At 65.6% G+C, this 16223-nt stretch carries 17 protein-coding genes and 1 pseudogene; 5 read left to right on the top strand and 13 right to left on the bottom strand.

The window, feature by feature from the left end; translation table 11 throughout:
- The 12 genes and pseudogenes from V7Q42_RS10355 to traI all read right to left on the bottom strand — a co-directional run.
- Positions 1 to 805, bottom strand: a pseudogene (locus tag V7Q42_RS10355) (IncP-type conjugal transfer protein TrbI); the annotation flags it as partial.
- Between the two features lie 11 nt (positions 806 to 816).
- Positions 817 to 1269 carry a conjugal transfer protein TrbH gene (locus V7Q42_RS10350; RefSeq protein WP_333823960.1) on the bottom strand — a complete coding sequence of 151 codons (453 nt, stop codon included), beginning with the start codon at positions 1267 to 1269 and terminating at the stop codon, positions 817 to 819.
- A 2-nt stretch (positions 1270 to 1271) separates the two neighbouring features.
- Positions 1272 to 2096 carry a P-type conjugative transfer protein TrbG gene (gene trbG / locus V7Q42_RS10345; protein ID WP_333823959.1) on the bottom strand — a complete coding sequence of 275 codons (825 nt, stop codon included), beginning with the start codon at positions 2094 to 2096 and terminating at the stop codon, positions 1272 to 1274.
- 23 nt (positions 2097 to 2119) lie between these two features.
- Positions 2120 to 2782 carry a conjugal transfer protein TrbF gene (locus V7Q42_RS10340; protein WP_333823958.1) on the bottom strand — a complete coding sequence of 221 codons (663 nt, stop codon included), beginning with the start codon at positions 2780 to 2782 and terminating at the stop codon, positions 2120 to 2122.
- A 20-nt stretch (positions 2783 to 2802) separates the two neighbouring features.
- Positions 2803 to 3963, bottom strand: coding sequence for a P-type conjugative transfer protein TrbL (gene trbL, locus V7Q42_RS10335; protein ID WP_333823957.1), 1161 nt, complete (start codon positions 3961 to 3963; stop codon positions 2803 to 2805).
- Between the two features lie 14 nt (positions 3964 to 3977).
- Entirely contained in the window at positions 3978 to 4139 is a 162-nt protein-coding gene (locus tag V7Q42_RS10330) for a DUF2749 domain-containing protein (RefSeq protein ID WP_333823961.1), read from the bottom strand.
- A 5-nt stretch (positions 4140 to 4144) separates the two neighbouring features.
- Positions 4145 to 4951: a P-type conjugative transfer protein TrbJ gene (trbJ, locus tag V7Q42_RS10325; RefSeq protein WP_333823956.1), complete on the bottom strand. Its 807-nt coding sequence runs from the start codon at positions 4949 to 4951 to the stop codon at positions 4145 to 4147.
- Positions 4923 to 7373, bottom strand: a complete 2451-nt coding sequence (locus tag V7Q42_RS10320; protein WP_333823955.1) for a conjugal transfer protein TrbE — start codon at positions 7371 to 7373, stop codon at positions 4923 to 4925. Before V7Q42_RS10320 ends, trbJ begins: the two co-directional genes overlap by 29 nt.
- Before the next feature lie 8 nt (positions 7374 to 7381).
- Positions 7382 to 7681, bottom strand: coding sequence for a conjugal transfer protein TrbD (locus V7Q42_RS10315; RefSeq protein WP_333823954.1), 300 nt, complete (start codon positions 7679 to 7681; stop codon positions 7382 to 7384).
- Complete coding sequence (locus tag V7Q42_RS10310; protein WP_333823953.1) at positions 7681 to 8031, bottom strand: TrbC/VirB2 family protein; 351 nt, start codon at positions 8029 to 8031, stop codon at positions 7681 to 7683. Before V7Q42_RS10310 ends, V7Q42_RS10315 begins: the two co-directional genes overlap by 1 nt.
- Positions 8021 to 8989 (bottom strand): P-type conjugative transfer ATPase TrbB, encoded by a 969-nt coding sequence (gene trbB, locus V7Q42_RS10305; protein WP_333823952.1) that lies wholly within the window; start codon positions 8987 to 8989, stop codon positions 8021 to 8023. Before trbB ends, V7Q42_RS10310 begins: the two co-directional genes overlap by 11 nt.
- A 15-nt stretch (positions 8990 to 9004) precedes the next feature.
- Positions 9005 to 9631, bottom strand: a complete 627-nt coding sequence (gene traI / locus V7Q42_RS10300) for an acyl-homoserine-lactone synthase TraI (RefSeq protein WP_333823951.1) — start codon at positions 9629 to 9631, stop codon at positions 9005 to 9007.
- Positions 9632 to 10020: 389 nt separating this feature from the next.
- On the opposite strand from traI, the gene repA reads away from it, so the two are divergent.
- The 3 genes from repA to repC all read left to right on the top strand — a co-directional run bounded on the left by repA (position 10021) and on the right by repC (position 13645).
- Positions 10021 to 11208, top strand: a complete 1188-nt coding sequence (repA, locus tag V7Q42_RS10295) for a plasmid partitioning protein RepA (protein ID WP_333823950.1) — start codon at positions 10021 to 10023, stop codon at positions 11206 to 11208.
- 63 nt (positions 11209 to 11271) lie between these two features.
- Positions 11272 to 12264 (top strand): plasmid partitioning protein RepB, encoded by a 993-nt coding sequence (repB, locus tag V7Q42_RS10290; RefSeq protein ID WP_333823949.1) that lies wholly within the window; start codon positions 11272 to 11274, stop codon positions 12262 to 12264.
- Positions 12265 to 12415: 151 nt separating this feature from the next.
- A complete protein-coding gene (repC, locus tag V7Q42_RS10285) occupies positions 12416 to 13645 on the top strand; it encodes a plasmid replication protein RepC (RefSeq protein ID WP_333823948.1) in 1230 nt (409 codons plus the stop codon).
- A 66-nt stretch (positions 13646 to 13711) separates the two neighbouring features.
- Here the strand turns inward: repC and V7Q42_RS10280 are convergent, their stop codons facing one another.
- Complete coding sequence (locus tag V7Q42_RS10280) at positions 13712 to 14335, bottom strand: plasmid pRiA4b ORF-3 family protein (protein ID WP_333823947.1); 624 nt, start codon at positions 14333 to 14335, stop codon at positions 13712 to 13714.
- 203 nt (positions 14336 to 14538) lie between these two features.
- Here V7Q42_RS10280 and V7Q42_RS10275 point away from each other — a divergent pair, with 203 nt between their 5' ends.
- Both V7Q42_RS10275 and V7Q42_RS10270 read left to right on the top strand, forming a co-directional pair.
- Positions 14539 to 14823, top strand: a complete 285-nt coding sequence (locus V7Q42_RS10275; RefSeq protein ID WP_333823946.1) for a helix-turn-helix transcriptional regulator — start codon at positions 14539 to 14541, stop codon at positions 14821 to 14823.
- Positions 14824 to 14837: 14 nt separating this feature from the next.
- The gene (locus V7Q42_RS10270) at positions 14838 to 16112 is read left to right on the top strand and encodes a type II toxin-antitoxin system HipA family toxin (RefSeq protein WP_333823945.1); all 1275 of its coding nucleotides are present in this window, start codon (positions 14838 to 14840) and stop codon (positions 16110 to 16112) included.
- Positions 16113 to 16223 lie beyond the last annotated feature (111 nt).

The following is a 16223-nucleotide window of genomic DNA, read 5'->3' as shown; positions in this document are numbered from 1 at the left end:
GGCCGACCTGCGCGATGATGCGGCCGGGAAGATCGGAGTTGATGCCGGAGACGAGTGTCGCGGGGATCACCGAGCCGCGCTTCAGTTCGAAGGGTGAGGTCTGGCCGACGACGCGGGATGGGAGATAGCCGAGCGATTTGAGGTCCTGGTTGAAGAACTCCTCCTTGGCCTTCTGTCCGTTGGGGTCGGTCGTCTGCCCCGTGATGCCGGCCTTCAGCGCGGTGGCGTAGAGATCGGCGGCCGAGCCGGCCTTGGCGGTCGAGGCGTCCGTCGCTCGTCCCCCCTGCCCGCTCGTCGCGCTCTGCAACTTCTTCAGATCGAGGGCGAGTGGCGAGTCGTTGGCAGTGCTCGCCGCCTGCACCCGCGCCATGCGCTCGCGCTGGGCTTCGCGGAAGAGCTGTTCCTGCCCTTCGCGCTCCAACCTCGCACGCCAGGCGTTGTCCGGCTCGGTCGGGGGACGTTCGGAAGCTTCGACCAGCGGCTTCACCACGAAGGGATTGGTCGGCTTGTCCGGCGCCGGCTTTGCGACGGGCGCCGGCAGGTAAGGCTGGGCATCGGCCGGTTCGCCGATGATGCCGTCGGCGACGCCGCGTTTCATCTGGTCGGCAAAGCTCGAGGCCGAACCGCCCCGTCCGCCGATTTCCGGGCCGGCGGGACCGCGGCCGTAGAATCCGCGGCTCGACAAGCCCCAGAAGACGACCCCGAGAAACACCACGACGAGACCCAGGCCGATGACGATCGGCAACCGGTTGAGCCGGCGGATCTTCGGTTGTTGGTGACCGGAAAGATCTAGAGACTGCATCATGACCCCCTCCCCTACCCGCGCCGCTGAAGCGAGACCGGGCTCGACGGCACGGCCCCGGCCGGGGTCTCGCGATAGGTCCGCGTCAGATCGAGGGTCTTGGTCGAAAGCCGCACCAGGACCTCGCCATCGCCGCGATCGACCACATAGGCGAGCGGGATCGAAGCCCCCTCCCCTGCCGAGCCGCCGCGAGTGACCGCGTAGCCCTTGGCCTGCAGGGCGGATTCCAGGGCCGAGGCGAAGGGCGCTTCGGTGGAGGCGAGCAGGATGGTTCCCGTACCGGGACCGATGTGCTCGACGAGTTTGCTCGCGAGGTCGCGAGCGATCGTGTCGGCGGTCGTGCTCGGGAGCTCCGCCGGCGCCGAACTGGCGATCAGGCCCTCGGTCCCGAAGGTCTGGCAGGCGGCGATCGGCAGGACGAGGCATGCCACTGCGGCGAGGCGGGCAAGGCTGTTGCGGTCTCGCATGATCACCCTCCCCTCGCGATGGTGATCTTCTCCTGGCTCCATCCGACCCCGGAGACGAGGATCGCCCGGTCGATGGCGTAGTCGACGACCATCAGGTCGCCCTTCATGCGGTAGTTGACGATGCGGTTGTCGCCGCCCGAGACGACGAAGAGGACCGGAGCGTCCGTCCCCGAGAGGGTCGACGGGAACTGGATGTAGGTCTTCGTCCCGTCGGAATAGACCCGGGTCGGCCGCCACGAGGCGCTGCCGCTCATCGAGAAGCCGAAGTTCAACTGCTCGGCCGGGACGCCGGCGCCGGGAAGCGTCGAGGCTTCCATGCGGGCGTTGACTGCCGCCATGCGTGCGCCGACGTCCTCCGGGTAGTCGAAGCCGACCCGCGCCATGTACTGGGTCGGGTGCGACTTCAGCTGGAGGTGATAGGTCCGGCGCGAGGTGGTCACCACCATCGAAGTGACGAGATCGGGCTCGGCCGGCTTCACCACGAGATGAACGGCCTGTGCGCCGGCGTCACCGGAGGTCGCCGGTTCGACCTTCCACCGCACGGTGTCGCCGACGAGCGCGTCGCGAACCACTTCGCCGGCCTGGAGCTCGATGTCGCAGACCTGGAGCGGCGAGCAGACGATCGAGGGCTGCACCTCGCCGTAGAGGAAGATCACCTTGCCGTCAGGCCCGCGCGTGACGAGCCCGGGCCTCTCACGCCACTTGGCGGAGAGACTGGCGCCTCGGGATTCATTGGTGCTCATCGACTGCGCCGAGGCCGCATTGCTGCCGGTGACGAGGATCAGGGCGACGGCGGTGGCGAGCGCGCGCGTTCGGTTGTCGGTCATGACGAGGTCTCCAAGCCGGCCGGTCACAGCTGCGCCGTCCATTCGAAATCCTTGAGGTAGAGGCCGATCGGATTGAGGCGGATGACGCCTTCGTCCTGCGGCGGCGTCAGGGTGACGGTGGCGATGCCGCGAAAGCGCCGGCTCGCCGTCTCCTTGCCCTTGCGGTCGCGCTCGTATTCGGTCCAGTCGATCTGGTAGGTCTGGCTGGAGAGCGCGACGATGTTGGAGACTTCGATGGCGACGGTCGCGGTCTTGGCCTTGTCGAAGGGGGAATTGCCCCGGTACCAGGCGTTGACCTTCTCGGTCGCCGGATCGGCGGTGCGCAGCAGCGCATAGGTGCGGTCGATGTACTGCTTCTGAACCACGGCGTCGGGGGTGACCGAGCGCAGATTGCTGACGAAGGCACCGAGCGTGGCGCGGACGACGCGCGGGTCGGCATATTCGATCTGTTGCGGCGTGCCGGCGGTGACCGCCGTCCCGAGCTTGTCGACCTCGACGATGTAGGGGACGAGCTTGACCTGCGTGCTCTGGAAGAGCGCATAGCCGAAACCGATCAGGGCCATCATGAGCGCCGTGATGCCGACGAGGCGCCAGCTCCGGGCGGCCTCGATATGGTCGCCGTAGCGTTCGCTCCATTCCTGGCGCGCGGCGAGATAGGGGTTCTCGGGTGGGGTGGCGTCGGCCATCGCTCTCGCGGCTCCTCGTCTCAAGGTTTCGTCGGTCGGGTGGCAGCAGCACTCTGACGCGCCTGATCGAGCTTGGCGTTGGCGAGGCCGAGGGTGGACGTGCCATAGGACCCAGGAGCGCCGATCGCCTGATCGCGGGCGGCGGAGGCGAGTGCGCCACTGGTCGACCCGAATCCCTGCCGCATGCCGGCGAGCACCGAGGCGCCGACCGAGGCGCCGCCGGCGCGCGCCGCCGAATAGCCGGAGGCAGCTGCCCGCCCTCCCCCATGGACGAGCGCGGCGCTGCCGGCGGCGAAGGACGCGGCCTGGCCGCCGTGGCGGATCGCCTCCATGCCGCCGGTGACCGAAGTGCCCTGAACCACGCCCTGAATGATGTTCGGCACGTAGATCGAGACGACGAAGACGACGACCGAGATCCCGGCGATCGCCAGCGTCGAGACGAACTGATCGGACCCGCTCGAGGCGTTGGCGAGCCCCAAGAGGACGTCGGAGCCGATGCGGGCGATCATCACCAGCGCCATCAGCTTCATGCCGACGGAGAAGGCATAGGTCAGATAGCGGACCGCGAAATCCTTGGTGTAGGAGGAGCCGCCGAGGCCGAGCATGATCATGCCGGCGAGGAGCCCGACATACATCTCGACCATCACGGCGACGAAGACCGCGGCGACCAGCGAGAAGCAGACGACGACCACGACCATGGCGAAGACGGCGGCGATCGCCAGCGAGTTGTCCTCGAAGAGGCCGAACTTGGCCTTGTCGGACATGGTCGCGGCGACCTTCAGGCCGGCGTTGAAGACGTTCGCAGGAGACGCCGATCCACCACCGGCACCGATCTGGTAGAGACTGTCGACGACCGCCTTGGCGAAGCTCGGGCCCTGTTCGAGCACGAAGGCGAAGAGGCCGATGAACAGGATCCGCCGGACGAGGGCGGCGAACCAACCGTCGAGCGAGGCGGCCTCGATCGCCAGGAAGATCGCGGCGACCCCGACCTCGATGCCGGCGAGGATCCAGAACAGCGAGCGCGCCGCCTGCATGACGGTCGTCTCCCAACCGCGCGCCGCCGTCACCACCTGGTTTTCCAGGGTGGTGAGAACACTGCCCTCCTGCGCGAGCGCCGGGGCGGCAGCCAGCAGGCAGGCGCTGGCGGTGATGATCGCGATCGGCGTTTTGGATATCCGCATCCCCTGCCCTCCCCTCACCAACGCGGCTTCATCTGCTGACCGCCGGTGGTATCGTAGGTCTTCGGCGCACCGAGGAAGTCCTCGGCCATAGTCCGCTTGTCTCTGGCCTTCAGCGCGAGGCCGACGGCGGTGCCGAGGATGACGATGACGGCGAGGGCGAGGAGGAGGAAACGCATCCGGCTCACCAGCGTGGCTCCATGGTCTGGCCGCCGCTCGTCGAGGGCGCGGTGGAATCGAAGAAGCTCTCGCGGCGGGCTTGGGCGAGATCGCGGCTCGCCTGTTCCGACTGGTACCAGGTGCCCATCATCGTCATCTGCTGGGAGACGAGGCCACGCAGCTTCTGCATCTGGGCGACCTGTTGGGCGGCGATGTCGTGGCCGACCTGCAACGCCCGCATCTGCCCGTCGGCGCTCTCCGACATCGAGCGCAGCTGCGACATGGTCGCCTCTTCGGTCGAGAACTGCTCGGCGGTGAGGCCGGCGGCCTTCAGGGTGCCGCCGATCGTGTCGCGGTTGGTCGCCGACCAGCTCTGCCAGGTCGCGGAGAAGTTCTGTCCGGTCGGCTGGCTCGCCTTGAAGTCGGAATAGGACTTGAAGCGGGCGGAGAGCACGTCGTCGATGTTGCCCATGGAGAAGGAGATCCCCTGGGCCTTGGTCACGACGCTCTGTAGGCGGTTGAGGTCGCTCTGGACCTGTCCCCAGATATGGGCCGGCAGCTGCGCCGTGTTCTGCAGCATGTTCTGGTAGATGCGCAGCTGGTTCTGGATCTGCTCGGCGAGCTGGGTGATCTGCGTCACCTGATTGTCGATCTGGGTCGCCGAGTGGCCGACCAGACTGACCAGCTCGCCGTTGTTGAGGAGCTGCGTCCATTCGGTCGCGCCGCCGGTCAACCCGCCGCCGCCGGCGGAGACCGGGTAGGGCGAGAGCAGGATCGCGACCACGGTGAGGATTGCGCCGGCGTCACGCCGGCGGGAGCAAGGTTTCGGCATGAGCCACCCCTCTTTGTTTGAGCCAATGGCGGGACCAGTCGGTCCCGTATTCGGCGTGAAGGGATCGGATCGTCGCGAGGTCCGCCTTGCCCGACGCTCCGACGAAGGCGAGGGTCAGGGGCCCCAGGCTCATGTCGAAGAGGCGTCGACCGATTGGTGAGACGGCGTAGTACTCACGTTTCGGCACGGCATTCGCGACGATCTCGATCTGGCGCTCGTTGAACCCGATGCGCTCGTAGAACTCTCGTGTGCCCGGCTCGCGCGCCGCCCCGTTGGGCAGGCAGATCTTGGTCGGGCAGCTCTCCTTCAGGACGTCGATGATCCCGGACCGCTCGGCATCCGAGATCGACTGGGTGGCGAGGATCACCGCGCAATTGGCCTTGCGCAGCACCTTCAGCCATTCCCGGATCTTGTCGCGGAAGGCGGGGTGGCCGAGCATCAGCCAGGCCTCGTCGAGGATGATCAGGCTCGGCGCGCCGGTGAGCCGCTTCTCGATGCGACGGAAGAGATAGAGGAGCACGGGCACCAGACTGCGCTCGCCCATGGTCATCAACTCTTCGACCTCGAAGGTCTGGAAGGCGCCGAGCGCCAGACCGTCGGTCTCGGCGTCGAGGAGCTGACCCATCGGGCCGTCGACGGTGTAGGCGTGGAGCGCGTCCTTGATCTCGCGCATCTGCACGCCGGAGACGAAGTCGGAGAGCGAGCGGCCGCGCGCCGCCGCCATCAGCTCGATCTGCCGCGAGACCGCGTTGCGATGGTCCGGCGTGACGGTCACGCCCTGCAGGACGATCAGGGTTTCGATCCACTCGGACGCCCAGGCGCGATCGGCCTCGCTCGACAGTTCCGACAGGGGACAGAAGGCGAGAGCCCCCTCCCCTGCCCCGGCGCCGATGTCATAGTGGTCGCCGCCGACGGCGAGCGTCAGCGGCAACATCGACCCGCCCTTGTCGAAAGCGAAGACCTGCGCGCCGTCGTAGCGACGGAACTGCGCGGCGATGAGGGCGAGCAGCGTCGACTTGCCAGATCCGGTCGGCCCGAACACCAGGGTGTGGCCGACGTCGTCGACATGGAGGTTGAGGCGGAACGGCGTCGAGCCCGACGCCACCTGCATCAAGGGCGGCGAACCCTCGGGATAGAAGGGACAGGGCGCGACCTCGGCTCCCGACCAGACCGAGTTCAACGGGATCAGATCGGCGAGGTTGCGCGTGCTGATCAGCGGTTCGCGGACATTCGAGTACCAATTGCCGGGCAGGCTGCCGAGGAAGGCCTCGGTCGCGTTGAGCGTCTCGATCCGGGCGCCGAAGCCTTCCGACTGGACCAGGCGGCGCACCGCTTCGGCCTTGTCGCGCAGCCGCTCCTCGTCTTCGTCGAAGAGCACGATCACCGCGGTGTAGTAGCCGAAGGCGACGAGACCCGAGGCGGCCTCGGCGATGGCGTCCTCAGTCTCGGCGACCATCGAAGCCGCATCCTGATCGAGCGATCGGCTCGCCGTCTGGAAGAGTTGGTCGAGGAACGGCCGGACCTTCTGCTGCCACTTCTTCCGCGTCCGCTCCAGACGCTCGCGCGCCTCGTGCTCGTCGAGGAACATGAAGCGGCTCGACCAACGATAGGTGAGAGGCATCAGGTCGAGGGCGTTGAGAATGCCGGGGGCGCTCTCCGCCGGCAGACCGTCGATGGCGACGATCGCCAGACGGCGATGATCGACCAGCGGTCCGAGCCCGTGGTGGAACTCTGCGACCGCCAACCAGTCGAGATACATCGGGATCGCCGGCAGACGGACCGGGTGGTTCTCGCCGGTGATGGCGAAGCGGACGAACTGGAAGAGTTCGTCATAGCGCGCGACACGGAGGCCGCTCGCTTCGCTCACCTCGCGGGTGACCATCCGGCGGATCGACAGCACGCCGGCGAGATATTGCTCGACCTCGCGAATGCTGGTGCGGAAGAAATGGAGTGTGGTGTCGACGAAGCTCGCGGTGCGGCTCTCGTCGTCGGCATAGACGAAACGCGCCAGCCCGGCCTTGCGCGGCGAAGCCGAACGCCAGGTCAGGATCATCGCGTGTCGGCTCTCGAAGTGACCGCTCGCGCGTTCGAAGCGGATCCGCCGTTCGTCGTCGATCGCCCGGCTGACGGGATCGGGAAACCGGCAGGCCTCTCGGGCCGGATAGGTGGTCGTCGGGACGCGCACCGCTTCGACCTGGATCATCCAACCGGATCCGAGCCGCGCCAGGATGGCATTGATCCGGCGGGAGACCTCGTTGCGCTCGAAGTCGGTCGAGCTCTCGCTGTCGGGGCCGGCGAAGTACCAACCGGCCATCAACGAGCCGTCCTTGAGCAGGATGACGCCGTTCTCGACCAGGGCCGCATAGGGCACCAGGTCGGAGAAGGACGGGCCGGAAGGACGGAAGGAGCGGAGCGCGACCATGTCGGACCTCACGCGCGACGCCAGGGGGTGGAGGTCGGCCGATAGATCGGCCGATAGCGGATGTAGCGGGCATAGACCGCCCGCATCTGCGGATCGGCCTTGGCCATCATCCGCAGGATTCCGAGGACGATCGTCCAGAGGAGGAAGCCGACGAGCGCCGAGGTCCAGGTCAGCACCACGAAGATCAGGATCGCCGCGGCGAGCCCGGTGACCAGCACCAACTCGCGGTCGGCGCCGAGCAGCAGGTTGGGACGCGACAGCGCCCGGTGAATGCGCGTGCGCTCGAGCGAGGACGTGATCTCGGCCATCACGCTCCCTCCCCTGCCCGCTCGTCACTCACGCCGATGGAAGCGCCGGTCGAGCCGAACAGAGCGACGATCTGGGAGGCGCCGAGCAGGATGCCGGCGACGAGCACCACGTACATCAGCCGCCGCGCGAAATCGTTGAGCTCGCCGCCGAAGATCAGCATGCCGCCGGCGACCGCGACGGCCGCCAGCGCGATGAAGCCGGCGACCGGACCGGTGATCGACTGCTGGATCTGCTGAAGCGGGCTCTCCCACGGCAGGCTGCCGCCGCTCGAGGCGAACGCCGGGCCGGCGGTGCAGGCGACCAAGAAGAGGGAGAGGAGAACGAGCGTGCAGGTTCGATCAGGCGACATGGCGTCTTGCCTCGGTTGAGAGAGGGCGGGTCTGGTAGTGGCCATCGACGAAGCCCTCGACCTCGAGGATCTCGCGCAGGCGTCGACCGGTCGGGGTTCGTTCGATCGACACGACGAGGTCGACGGCCTCGCCGATCACTTCGTGCATCGGCTGCCGGCTCGCTTCGGCCGTCAGCTGTTCGAGCCGGCGCAGGGCGGAAGCCGCGGTGTTGGCGTGAACCGTGGTGATCCCGCCGGGATGGCCGGTGTTCCAGGCCTTGAGCAGGGTCAGGGCGGCGCCGTCGCGCACCTCGCCGACGATGATGCGGTCGGGACGCAGCCGCATCGTCGATTTGAGGAGGCGCGCCATGTCGACGGTGTCGGAGGTGTGGAGCGCGACGGCGTTCTCGGCAGTGCAGCGGATCTCGGCCGTGTCCTCGAGGATCACCAGGCGATGGTCGGGCGCGATGCGGACCATCTCGGCGATCACCGCATTGGCGAGCGTCGTCTTGCCCGATCCCGTGCCGCCGGAGACGACGATGTTGCGGCGGGAAGAGACGGCCATGCGCAAGGCATCCGCCTGCCCTTCGCTCATCACGCCCGAGGCGACGTAGGCATCGAGCGCGATCAGTTGCGACGCCCGCTTGCGGATGGTGAAGGTCGGGGCGCCGACGACCGGCGGCAACAGCCCCTCGAAGCGGTGTCCGCCGATCGGCAACTCGCCAGAGACGATCGGGCGTGTGTCGTCGGCCTCCGACTGGAGCGCGTGGGCGACGCTGCCGATGATGATCTCGGCGGTGCCGGCGAGCATGGTTTCGGCTTCACGGATCCCCTCCCCCAACCGCTCGACGAAGATCCGCCCATCGGGATTGAGCATGATCTCGACGACCGACGGGTCTTCGAGTGCGGCGCGGAGCAGCGGCCCGAGCGCCTCTTCGAGCTTGCGGACCAATCGGGGATGGGAGCGCGCCTGAGCCATGCCGAACCCGCCGTCTCAAGCCGCGACGGCGGCGTGGGCGCCGAACTCGGAGGCATAGCCGGGCGGGCAGACCTTCTCGAAGCTGATCCGATCCGCCGGAAGCGTTCCCGCGACGCTGATGGTCTCGCCGATCAGGCGAACCTCGCCGAGCCGTCGCATCGGCCAGTGCGCCCGCTGCAGGATCCGCTCGAAGCGGACGTCGGTCGCCATCACGATCTCGCGGTAGTCGTTGGCCATCGACCAGTCGATGACCGCGGCGAAGAGTGTCAGGGTCGCCTGATGGAGCGTCCGTGACGAGACCGTCGAGCCGGTGGTCGTGTCGACGCAGAAGCGCGAGGCCTCGATCACGCCGCGATGGGTGCGGAGCTTCCGGCCGTCGAGCAGTTGTGGGAAGGTTCGCTCCAGCATGGTCGGGCCGGTAGCCGGCAGAAGTCGGGCGCATCCGACGACGGTGTCGCTCGGCGTGATCGCGAGGATGTAAGTGGGGCCGAGCCGATCGTATTCGTCGAGCTCCTTCCCTTCTTCGATTCGGACGTTCCAACCGAGGCGTCCGCCGAAGATGCGGGCGCGCAACCGATGCATCTGATCAATCAGATCGCGTGCGTGATCGGTGTCGGCGTTCGAGATCGCTACGGCTCGCATGGCTCGGTCCCTCGGTTCGTTGGAACGAAGCCAAGGGGAGCACGGATGGCGCGCGGCGTCAGACCGGCGAATTTGACGGGGTGTAGTCGTCGATTCGCAGGTCCGAAGATCGTCGTCGGTGTTGGGTCTCGAGTTGCGATCGGTCTGACGTTTCCCCGTCAATTTCGACGGGTTCGGTCAAGCGGAGAATCGGGCGATATTCGGCGGCAACTTGCGGAACTGGCGCAAAGATTCGGGAATGCGATTCGATGCCGTCAGGGAGCGCGGGGCGACCGGTAAGTTTTCGTTAACCATTAAGTCCTTGCCTGCCCATGAGAATCGCACATACTGGCGCCAACACGGCCAGATCCCCGTTTCTGGCGCCATTTTCTCGACAGGTGGAAGGCGACATGCTCCCGCTCCCCTCATTCGAATTCGACGACAAGATCCTGATGCAGGGGGCTGAAATCTCCCGCAAGCTGGATCAGCTACGTCAGGAAAAATTCCCGCCGGATGCCAAGAAGAAGCTTCGACTGTTCGCCATGGCGGAGGTTGCCCACTATCTCGGGGTCAGTCCGAACAACTTGAAGCGACTTCACCTCGAAGGGAAAGGACCCGAACCTCAGATCGCCTCCGGCGGTCGGAGGTTCTACACGGCAGCGCAGATGGCGGAGCTGCGTGACTATCTCGACAAGAACGGTCGCTCGGACGCGAAGAAGTATGTCCCGTGGCGAAAGCCGGGCGAGAAGCTGCAGGTCATCGCCGTCGTCAATTTCAAGGGCGGTTCCGGCAAGACGACGACGACGGCTCATCTCGCTCAACATCTGGCGCTGACCGGGCACCGAGTTCTCATGGTGGATCTCGATCCGCAGGCGTCGCTTTCGGCGTTGCACGGGTTCCAGCCCGAACTCGATCGCAATCCCTCGCTCTACGACACCATCCGCTACGACGGGGCACGCAAGCCGATCTCCGACGTCATCCTACCGACCAACTTTCCCTTACTCGACATCATTCCGGCCAATCTCGAACTCCAAGAATACGAGTACGACACGCCGCTCGCCATGCAGGGAAGCGGTGAAGGGCGGCGCTTCTTCACGCGTTTCGGCGCCGCACTCGCAGACGTCGACGACCGCTATGACGTGGTGTTGATCGATTGTCCGCCGCAGCTCGGGTACCTGACGCTGACGGCTCTGACGGCGGCGACATCCGTCCTCATAACGGTTCACCCGCAGATGCTGGATCTCATGTCGATGAGCCAGTTTCTTCTGATGCTCGGCAACATCGTCAAGACCATCCGCAAGGCGGGGGCCGAGGTGAAGATGGACTGGCTGCGCTATCTGATCACACGCTACGAACCGACGGATGTGCCACAGGCTCAGATGCTCGGCTTCATGCATTCCATGCTCGCCGGCGAAATCCTGAAGAGCCCCATGCTCAAGTCGACGGCTATTTCGGATGCGGGTCTGACCAAGCAGACGCTCTACGAAGTCGAACGGTCGAACTTCAATCGCGATACCTACGATCGTGCCATCGAGTGCATGGATGCCGTCAATTTCGAGGTCCAGGGCCTCATCCACCAGGCATGGGGGCGGCTGTGATGTTGACGGCCGTCAAAAGCGGGGAAATCCCCTGCCCTCTCAATCGGATGCAGGTCTGACGCCATGGCTCGCAAGAACCCTTTTGCCAATCTGATGGATGAAAGCGCGCCGGAGGCGGAGCGTCCGGCTCTCGACTACACCATCAAGGGAGCGTCGCGGTCGATCATCAGCTCGATCGGCGAATTGGCGGCACAGGCCGATCGGCTCGCCGAAGGAGAAACGATTGTCGACCTCGATCCCGAGCTCGTCGATGCCTCCTTCGTGCGGGATCGGTTGGAGGATGACGAAGTCGAGTTCCAAGAACTCGTCGAGGCCATTCGCGAGCGCGGGCAGGATAGTCCCATTCTCGTCCGCCCGCATCCGACTGCCGTCGGACGTTACATGGTCGTCTTCGGCCGGAGGCGTCTGAAGGCCGCTCGGCTGCTCGGGCGGAAGGTGAGGGCCGTCGTAAAGGCGCTCTCTGACAAGGACCATGTCGTCGCGCAAGGCCAAGAGAATTCAGCCCGCGCCAACCTGACCTTTATCGAACGGGCTGTCTTCGCCGATACGCTCTGCCGACTTAAGTACGATGGCGACAACGCCGTCGTCCTCGCCGCGTTGTCCATCGACAAGGCGACCCTGTCGAAGATGTTGTCCGTGGCGACCCTTCCGTCCGAGGTTCTCTCCGCACTCGGGCGAGCCAAGGGGATCGGCCGCGATCGCTGGTACGAATTGAAGCAGCTTCTCGAGAAGCCAGCGAGACTGGAGGCTGCTCTGGAGGTCGTTGCGGACAGCGACTTTCGGAGCCTGCCGAACGAAGAGCGCTTCAATACGCTGATCGCGCGGGTGAAGGCATCCAATGCGGTGACGCCTCGTCGTTCGCTGGACCGTCGCAGTTGGAGTCCTCGAGACGGGGCGCTGGCTGCGGAAATCATCGAAGACGGACGCAAATTCACGCTGGCGCTGAAAGCGCGAAGCGGGGAGGCGGCTGCCTTCGGAGCCTTTCTCTCTGCCAATCTCGATCGCTTCTATGAGGCGTTCCGGCAGGAGAATTCGTCGAACCAAAATGGAGAGTGACGCAAAGAAAAAAGGCCCCCGAAACGACCGTTCCGGAAGCCCTTCTCTCGTGTAGCAACTAGAGATTCGCATTTCCGGGAATCACCGTCAAGCGTTTTCCACGCCGTTTCGGCGAGCAGATTTTTTTTGCCCGAACAAAGGCAAAGGCATCATGCAGCCCTATCAGTCCAGAACGCCCTTCGGAGGGCGATCGCTGACGCTTGCCCATGTGGCAGCGCAGTCCAAGGCGGAGGCGCGAGCCCCGGAAAAGGTTGTCCACAAGTGGGAGGTCTTCCGTTCGATCTGCACTGCCAAAGCCAGACTCGGGGTCTCCGAGCGGGCGCTGGCGGTGCTCGACGCGCTGCTGAGCTTCCATCCGGAGACGACGCTGTCGGGTGACAAGCTCGTGGTGTGGCCGTCGAACCGACAGCTGGCGCTCCGGGCACACGGCATGGCGCCGGCGACGCTGCGTCGGCACATCGCCGGCCTGGTCGACGCCGGCCTCATCGTCCGCCGCGACAGCCCCAACGGCAAGCGCTACGCCCGCAAAGGGGAGGGTGGAGAGATCGATCAGGCTTTCGGCTTCGATCTGACGCCGCTCGTCGCCCGCGCCGAAGAGATCGAGAGCCTGGCCGAGGACGTCCGCGCCGCCGATCGGGCGCTGCGGCTGGCGCGCGAGCGCATCACCATCTGCCGCCGCGACATCGCCAAGATGATCGCCACCGGCCTTGAGGAGGGCGTCCCGACGCGGCGAGAGGGCAGGGGGCCTACCGATTGGAACGAGGTTCACGCCCATTTCCGCTCGATCGTAGAGGCCATGCCGCGCAATGCCGGGCTCACCGATCTCGAAGGGATCGCCGAGGATCTCTCGACGCTCGCCGACGATGTGTTCATGCTGTTGGAAATGCATGGAAAAGACGAGAATACGAGCGCCGATGAGTCTCAAAATGAGCGTCACATACAGAATTCAAACCCACACCCCTCTACTGAACTTGAACCTCGCTTCCAAGAAGTGAGGGCGGCGAGGGCAGAGATCGAACCACGAGCGCCCAAACTTGCGGAAGGGGCCTTCCCCTTGGGGATGGTGCTCCAGGCCTGTCCCGACATCATCGACTATGCCCGAGACGGCATCTCCAGCTGGCGCGACTTCCTCGCCACCGCAACCGTGGTGCGGCCGATGCTCGGGATTTCGCCGAGCGCTTGGGAGGAGGCGAGGGGAATCCTCGGCGAGGTTCAGGCGGCGGTCGTCGTCGCGGCGATCCTGCAGCGCCACGCGATGATCGCATCGGCCGGCGGCTATCTGCGCAGCCTGACCCGCAAGGCGGAGGAGGGCGGCTTCAGCCTCGGCCCGATGTTGATGGCGCTGATCGGCAGCAGGAAGCGCGAAAAGGCGAGGGCGTGAGGGCCGGGCAAGCTCCGATGGGAGGTTTCGATCGTCGGCCTGGCAGAGAAGTCACGGTTCACCCGGTCAGGGAACTCGTGGTGTGTTTTCCTTTTTGCGGTTCTTCGCGTGGGATGCCTTGCCGATCTCGCGGCGCCGGACGAGTTTGGCCATGCGAACGGCGATCTCCGCGTGATTAACCTCTTCGGGATCGAAGGGGCGGCCGTACCAACGAGACAGCTCGGCATGACGCTCGTGGGTCGGATCCTGCATGGCGGAGAGGAACTCTTCGAAACCGGGAAACCCGCCGACATCTTCCGGCGGTCCTCGTCGAGCGCCGCCGACGAGACGGGGGTAACTCTCTCCCTCGACGACTGGCAGAACCTCCTCGATCGTGAGGTGAAACCGCCAATCGTCCCCGAAGTCGTAGACGTAGGTGAGCTCGGTCACTCCTCGGTCGATCAAAGCTCCGATCCTGATGTTCTTGGCGTCCCGCATGTCGTCACCCCATTCTCGGTCGGGGATGCCGTAGCGGCGGTCGCCGATCTCGAACAGGAAGAGATGACGATTGTCGAAGGGGACGACGGCCTGGATCGCGTCGTGCAGGCCACGCAGACTGACGGTCGAAGGAACCTCGATCGTTCGCCAGATCTGCGGCGTGACGTCGAGAAGCACGATCCGAATGCGAGCGATGTCATCGGCACGGGACACTGGCGTTCTCCATCGGTGTGGCGCCGGTCTTTCACCGACCAGGATAGAGCTCGGGAAACCAACGCTCCATGACGTTGATGGGATGGAACGTGATTCGGTAATGGCTTATATTTCGAACATTATCGCGTGAATTCGATCAACCGACGAGACATGAAATGCGATCTGCGTCCCTCGATTCCCTGCCCGGAAAGGTTCGCTCCGGATTGGCCAAGCTCGGTGGCGACATCGCGGCGGCACGGCGTAAACGGCGCTTGACGACTGCGATGATGGCCGAACGCATCGGCGTGGCGCGTGGCACCTACGGCAAGCTCGAAAAAGGTGATCCCGCGGTCTCGATCGGAGCCTATGCGATGGCGCTCTTCGCGCTCGGACATCCCACCGGGTTTGCTGATCTCATCGATCCCGGCACGGACGAAACCGGGTTGATGCTCGAGGCGGAGCGGCTGCCGAAGAGGGTTCGTCCGAAGAAGACGGCGGTGCCCCTATGAGACGCTCGATCCGAGTGGCCATCGGTGACAACGCCCGCGACGTCGGGCTGTTGCATCACGACGGTCAGGGTGCCCGTGAAACGGCGGCCTTCCAATATGCCGCCTCGTGGCTCGGTGACCGAAGCGGTTTCGCCATCGATCCGACCCTGCCGCTCGTCGCCGGCCCGCAGTTTCATCGTCGCGGTCGAGGCGGTTCGCTGTTTCACGGCGCGATCGCCGATACCGAGCCGGATGGCTGGGCCCGGCGCGTCATCCTGCGCGATCACGCCAAACGACGGCAGGAGGCGAGACGAGAGGGGAGGGAGGTTGCGGCCGTCGCCCTGTCCTCTCTGGATTTTCTGCTGGCGGTGGACGATGTCGCGCGCGTCGGGGCTCTGCGCTTCGCCGATGAGAATGGCGTCTTCCAGAGAGCTCCCGAGGAGGGGAGGCGGACCGTTCCTCCGCTCGTGGAACTCGGCGCCCTTCTGTCGGCGTCGCGAGCGGTCGAAGCCAACGAGGAGACGGCGGCCGATCTTGCCTATCTCAGAGGGCGGGGAACCTCTCTCGGCGGCCTGCGCCCGAAATGCACCGTGGTCGACGACGATGGTACCCTTTCGATCGGCAAGTTCCCGAGCGTCGCCGACGATCGAGCGGTGACGAAGGGCGAGATTCTGGCTCTGAGGCTCGCCGCCGCCGCCGGCATCGATGCTGCCGTCGGCAGGCTCGTCGAGAGCGAAGGGCAGTCGATCGCTCTGATCCGCCGGTTCGATCGGCCGGCCGGCGGTGGCCGCTCGATGTACGTCTCCGCAGCCACTATGATCGGCGCAGAAGAAGGGGAGGGGGCCGAGCACAGCTACACTGAGATCGTCGACGCGCTGAGGGCACACGGGATTGCACCGCAGGCCGACACGGAGGAGCTCTGGCGCCGGATTGCCTTCTCCATCCTCGTCACCAACGTCGACGATCACCTCCACAACCACGGCTTTCTGCATGTCGATGGCGGCCTGTGGCGCCTGGCTCCCGCCTTCGACGTCAATCCCTTTCCCGAACGGGCGCGCGAGTTGAAGACCTGGATCTCCGAGGAGGTCGGACCGGAGGCGCGGGTCGACGGCTTGATGAGTGTGCTGCCGTATTTCCGGATGTCGCGCGACACGGCCGTGACGGTCCTCGCGCAAGTGGAGGAAGCGGTTTCGCGATGGCGTGACATCGGGCGGGAGATCGGGATGACCGCTAGAGAGCTCGATCAGTTCGCCGATGCCTTCGAGCACGAGGAGAGAGCAGGGGCACGGAGGACCATCGGCGCTGCTTGATCGGTCGACCGGATAACGGTGGTGGCCCTTCGTCGGGGACTCGAACCAAAGGCCTCGACCACGATGAAGGCCTTTCCCAGCGTCGTTGCCTTTCTGCGAGAGCGTGAAGAC

The sequence above is a fragment of the Pinisolibacter sp. genome (assembly GCF_036782435.1).
In the GTDB taxonomy this organism is placed as follows: Bacteria; Pseudomonadota; Alphaproteobacteria; order Rhizobiales; family Ancalomicrobiaceae; genus CALBKH01.
The sequence above is the reverse complement of the archived record's forward strand: the minus strand, read 5'-3'. Positions and strand labels throughout refer to the sequence as shown.